The 260-nt window shown below is 56.5% G+C and carries 1 protein-coding gene; it reads left to right on the forward strand.

What is annotated here, in order from left to right; genetic code table 11:
- Window positions 1-96 precede the first annotated feature (96 nt).
- Window positions 97-260 (forward strand): NUDIX domain-containing protein (locus tag KVT28_RS25455; RefSeq protein ID WP_217550987.1); only part of this gene is annotated, 164 nt, incomplete at its 3' end.

A 260-nucleotide genomic window follows, 5' to 3' on the forward strand; every position in this document is an offset into this window, starting at 1 on the left:
CATGATGACCGAAGCCCCAAGCGAAGCCAATCCCTCTGCGTTGCTGGACCTCGGCATTCTGGTGGCGCCGAAAAAAGAAAAAACAGAGAACAAATAATGGGCTTTAAACATGCGGTTTCGGTGCTGGTGGTGATTTTTGCCCGCGATACCGGCCGGGTGTTAATGCTGCAGCGACGTGATGACGACACCTTCTGGCAATCGGTCACTGGCAGCCTGGAAGCGGGCGAAACCCCGCGCCAGGCAGCTCAGCGCGAAGTGTT

Origin of the sequence: Pantoea sp. GbtcB22 (genome assembly GCF_019091025.1) — a bacterium.
GTDB classification, from domain to species: domain Bacteria; phylum Pseudomonadota; class Gammaproteobacteria; order Enterobacterales; family Enterobacteriaceae; genus Pantoea; species Pantoea leporis.